The following is a 4,509-nucleotide window of genomic DNA, read 5'->3' as shown; positions in this document are numbered from 1 at the left end:
ATTCGGGTCTGGGACGGCCCGCGTCAGGAGGTGCTCTCGCCCGTTTGGATGGCAAACGACAACGGTCCGAGGCCTTTTTCCATTGGTGAATATCCCCTGTTAACGGAAGTCCAAGCGTTACAGGCCCTGGATGCGTCAGTTGCCGCCTATGATCACGGAAGGGGGTTGTGGCCCACCCTGTCCGTGGCCGAGCGCATTGATCATATGCAGCGCTTCGTTTTCCGGATGATCGAAGCAAAGGACCCGGTCGTGCGATTTCTGATGTGGGAGGTTGGCAAATCGCTCCATGATTCGCAAAAGGAGTTCGACCGGACCATTCAATACATCAACGACTCCCTCGCCGCACTGAAAGACCTGGACCGCAATTCTTCCCGGTTCACCATCGAGGAGGGAATCATCGGCCAGATCCGGCGCGCACCCCTGGGTGTGGTGCTCTGCATGGGACCGTTCAATTATCCGCTCAACGAGACCTTCACGACGCTGATACCCGCACTGCTCATGGGCAACACCGCGATCCTGAAGCCGCCCAAGCACGGTGCGCTGCTTTATGCACCGCTCCTGGCGGCCTTTCGCGATGTTTTTCCGCAAGGGGTGATCAACATCATCTATGGCGAGGGGAGAAAAATGATTCCCCCGCTCATGGCATCCGGCAAGATCAACGTACTGGGTTTGATCGGCACGAGCAAGACAGCCAACGCACTGAAAAAACTGCACCCTAACCCCAATCGCCTGCGCTGTGTGCTGGGGCTGGAGGCCAAGAACCCGGCCATTGTGCTCGAAGGTGCCGAGCTCGATCTGGCCGTCCGGGAATGCGTACTCGGCTGCCTTTCCTTCAACGGGCAGCGCTGCACGGCACTTAAGATCATTTTTGTGGAAGCCGGCATTGCGGCGGCGTTTCTCGAGCGCTTTGCCGCGGGTGTTAACGCCCTTGCCTTTGGAATGCCATGGCAGGAAGGGGTTTTCATAACCCCGGTCGCAGAAAAAGACAAAACGGATTACCTGCGAGAACTGGTGTCGGACGCAGTTGCCCAAGGTGCCCGGGTCGTGAATCCCTTCGGAGGAACGGTTTGCGGCAGCTTCTTTTTTCCTGCCGTCCTCTATCCGGCCAACTCTGAAATGAGAGTCTATCATGAAGAGCAGTTCGGGCCGGTAGTTCCCGTGCTGCCCTTCGACAACATAGACCAGCCCATCGCCTACATGATCAATTCCAACTACGGCCAGCAAGTCAGTATTTTCGGCAGCGACCCGGACCAGATCGCTCGATTGATCGACCCGCTGGTCAACCAGGTCTGCCGGGTCAACATCAACAGCCAGTGCCAGCGGGGACCGGACACGTTTCCCTTCACGGGGCGTAAGGATTCCGCCGAAGGCACTCTTTCCGTTTCCGACGCCTTGCGAGTGTTTTCCATTCGAACCCTGGTTGCCGCCAAACAGACGGAGTTGAACAAACAGATCATCACCCGCATCGTGCGGGAACACAAAAGCAAATTTTTGGCGACAGACTTTATTCTTTAATGAAGCTACACTTGCTGCATTTTGCAAGGCAAACCGGACCACTTTGGTCGGATCCATTATGCCGGCTACCATCAGATCTTCATAGATGTCCGTTTGGGCATTGTAGCCAAAAGACTCCTGGCCGTTTCTGACTTTATCGATGACGACAGAACCTTCAGCACCGGCATTTTTGGCAATCTGATGAAGCGGCTCCACCATGGCGCGCATGACGACTTTCACCCCCAGCTTGTCTTAATCGATGTCGATCCGTTTAGCCTTGCCGAGGTCTGCAACCGTTAAATTTTCCAATTTGGTCCCTAAATCCTCGGAGACCACCTGCCCGCCGGTTAAAACGGCAATGTCTTCCAGCATGGCTTTTCGTCTGTCGCCGAAACCCGGCGCCTTGACCGCTGCGACCTGCAGGGTGCCTCTCAATTTATTGACTACCAGGGTGGCCAAAGCCTCCCCGTCCAGATCTTCTGCAATGATCACGTAAGCGTCGTCACCGAAAGAAACCAAAGGCAATACAGGGGAAAATTATCTGTCTTTACACGTCGAAATAACTTCAGGTTTCACAGGTACCGGTGTCCGGCAGGTCGTTGACCCGGTTGCGTTCACGATACAAATAGATTAAAATAGCTGCATTCCTATCGGGTGCCAAGCGACTGCCAATACAATTTTCGATAAACGAATAGCATGGAACGACTATATGAAAAAAGCGTTTCTGGAAATTTTCAACAGCATTCTCGGTTCGATTCGAGAGCCGTTGGTGGTGCTCGATCCTGATCTGAAAGTGATCAAGGCCAACCCCTCTTTCTACCTCACCTTCAACGTGAACCCCGAACAGACGGAGGGAACGTTGATATATGATCTCGGCAATCGTCAATGGGACATCCCCAAGCTGAGAGAATTGCTCGAAGAGATTCTCCCTCAGAATACCAAATTCAATGATTTTGAGGTGGAGCATGACTTTGAGACCATCGGCCGGAAGATCATGCATCTGAATGCCCGGCGGATATACAACGAAGGAAACCAAACCCAGCTGATTCTATTGGCCATCGAAGATGTGACGGAGCGTGAATATTACAAAAGACATCTTGAGGAAATTGTTGAACAGCGAACCACCGAACTGAGAATAGCAAGGGAGGAAGCACTAAACAGCAAGCATCTGGCAGAAAATGCCCTTGCTGAAATCAAGCAGTTGACCAACCAACTCGAAGCCGAGAGAGCCTATCTTCAGGAAGAGATCAAACTGGAATTCAACCATGAAAACATTATCGGCCGAAGCAACGAAATCAAATATGTGTTCTACAAGGTCGAACAAATCGCCGCCACGGATACCAACGTCCTGGTATTGGGCGAAACCGGAACCGGCAAAGAACTGGTGGCACGCGCGATTCACGGCTTGAGCCTGCGTAAGGATCGGGCCCTGGTAAAAATGAATTGTGCCGCCCTGCCTTCAAACCTCATTGAAAGCGAGCTTTTCGGCCACGAGAAAGGCGCCTTCACCGATGCGCATTCCAGACGGTTGGGACGCTTCGAGATTGCTAACGGCACCACCCTGTTTCTGGATGAGATCGGCGAACTGCCCCTGGAGTTGCAGCCCAAGCTGCTCCAGGTGATCGAGACCGGCGAATTTGAACGCCTGGGCAGTTCCGACACGATTAAAGTCGATGTCCGCATCATTGCCGCCACCAATCGCAACCTGGAAGCGGAAGTTCGCAAGGGCGCCTTCCGGGAGGATCTCTGGTACCGGCTGAATATTTTTCCGATCACCATGCCGCCGCTCAGGGAACGCAGGGAGGACATCCCGCTGCTGGTCAATTATTTTATTGATAAAATTTCAAAAAGACTGGGAAAAACCATCAGTCTGGTCCCGGTGAATGTGATGGACGTGTTGCAAACCTATCATTGGCCCGGCAATATTCGCGAACTCGAAAATGTCCTCGAACGAGCGGTGATCAACTCGTCAGGTCCCAAACTGCATCTGGTTGATGATCTTAAAAAGCCCAATAAGGATTTCACAAAGGCCAATCGCACATTAGCGGATGTAGAGCGGGAGTATATTCTTCGGGTGCTTGAGCAGACCCATTGGAAAGTCAGCGGAAACAACAGTGCGGCCGAAATCCTTGATCTCGACCGAAGCACCTTGCGCGCACGCATGCGCAAACTGGATATTAACAAACCATAAATCCTCATAAAATTACTTTTTTTCCCGGCATCTCGATAAAAGGAGGTCACGCATGTTCAGACATATTCTTTGTCCGACCGACTTGAAAGAGCGCGCGTACATCGCTCTGAGAAAGGCCGTTCAAATTGCCCATCAGTTCAATTCGACAATCACGTTACTGAATGTCCACCCGGAGTTTATCGCTCAACGGGAGCGCGAAATGCTACGGGTCAGTTTTGACGGCCTTAAAGAAAAATACCGGCGGATCGCCATCGAATCACGCAAAGAGATGATGGCTGAAATTGGCAACCTGCATGCAGAGGATATTCAGGTCGACTATGAGATACGCCAAGGCAAACCGGAACGGGTCATTGCGGAAACGGCTGGAAAACTCGGTATCGATCTGATCGTCATTTGCACCGATGGCAGGAACACCATCAAGGACTTTGTAACCGGTACGATTACCGAGCAGGTCATCAACCATGCATCCTGTCCCGTCTTGGTTATTCCATACCCAAAAAACAAATAATCTTTCGAATTATTAACGAGGGATTGACCTGCTTTCGGCAAATGGGATGGGCGAGGTACGAGCCCATCCTTGGTTCGGTATTATTCGCCAACCATAATTGATCAACTCGAAAAAGTCGCCTTTCCGACGGATTCGTAAAAAGCCCGAGATCAAGGCTTGCGGGCCGCGATAGCGCGCTTGAGCGAGCGAACAATAAATCGATCGCCATCCTTTAGGCGAACATTCATGTTCCATCCCGAGAATACCGCTATCGCGGGTGCCGTAGGCAGCGTACTTAAGGTACTCCGCAGTGACGAAGGATGAAGCATAACGCAGA

4 protein-coding genes and 1 pseudogene are annotated in these 4,509 nt (G+C 52.1%); 3 read left to right on the top strand and 2 right to left on the bottom strand.

Translation table 11 applies throughout. The annotated features are described in order from the left end of the window. The coding region (locus QNK41_RS12805; RefSeq protein ID WP_319257504.1) for an NADP-dependent glyceraldehyde-3-phosphate dehydrogenase at positions 1 to 1,515 on the top strand (1,515 nt) is incomplete at its 5' end. Here the strand turns inward: QNK41_RS12805 and QNK41_RS12800 are convergent. Then, positions 1,513 to 2,025, bottom strand: a pseudogene (locus tag QNK41_RS12800) (TCP-1/cpn60 chaperonin family protein); the annotation flags it as partial. The gene QNK41_RS12805 and the pseudogene QNK41_RS12800 sit on opposite strands and share 3 nt — an antisense overlap. 178 nt (positions 2,026 to 2,203) lie before the next feature. Between QNK41_RS12800 and QNK41_RS12795 the strand changes: the two are divergent. Continuing rightward, on the top strand, positions 2,204 to 3,685 hold the full coding sequence (locus tag QNK41_RS12795) for a sigma-54 interaction domain-containing protein (RefSeq protein ID WP_319257502.1): 1,482 nt from the start codon (positions 2,204 to 2,206) through the stop codon (positions 3,683 to 3,685). A 52-nt stretch (positions 3,686 to 3,737) separates the two neighbouring features. After that, positions 3,738 to 4,193 carry a universal stress protein gene (locus QNK41_RS12790; RefSeq protein WP_319257499.1) on the top strand — a complete coding sequence of 152 codons (456 nt, stop codon included), beginning with the start codon at positions 3,738 to 3,740 and terminating at the stop codon, positions 4,191 to 4,193. A 12-nt stretch (positions 4,194 to 4,205) separates the two neighbouring features. Here the strand turns inward: QNK41_RS12790 and QNK41_RS12785 are convergent. Next, a partial coding sequence (locus tag QNK41_RS12785) for a hypothetical protein (protein WP_319257497.1) occupies positions 4,206 to 4,509 on the bottom strand: 304 nt, incomplete at its 5' end.

It is taken from the genome of Desulfosarcina sp. (assembly GCF_033791525.1).
Lineage (GTDB): Bacteria > Desulfobacterota > Desulfobacteria > Desulfobacterales > Desulfosarcinaceae > Desulfosarcina.
Note: the sequence above shows the minus strand (reverse complement) of the source record. Positions and strands in the feature narration are given on the sequence as shown.

Excerpts from the sequence above, each read along its gene's own strand:
- QNK41_RS12790 (WP_319257499.1), top strand. The coding sequence starts at position 3,738 with ATGTTCAGACATATTCTTTGTCCGACCGACTTGAAAGAGCGCGCGTAC.
- QNK41_RS12795 (WP_319257502.1), top strand. The coding sequence starts at position 2,204 with ATGAAAAAAGCGTTTCTGGAAATTTTCAACAGCATTCTCGGTTCGATT.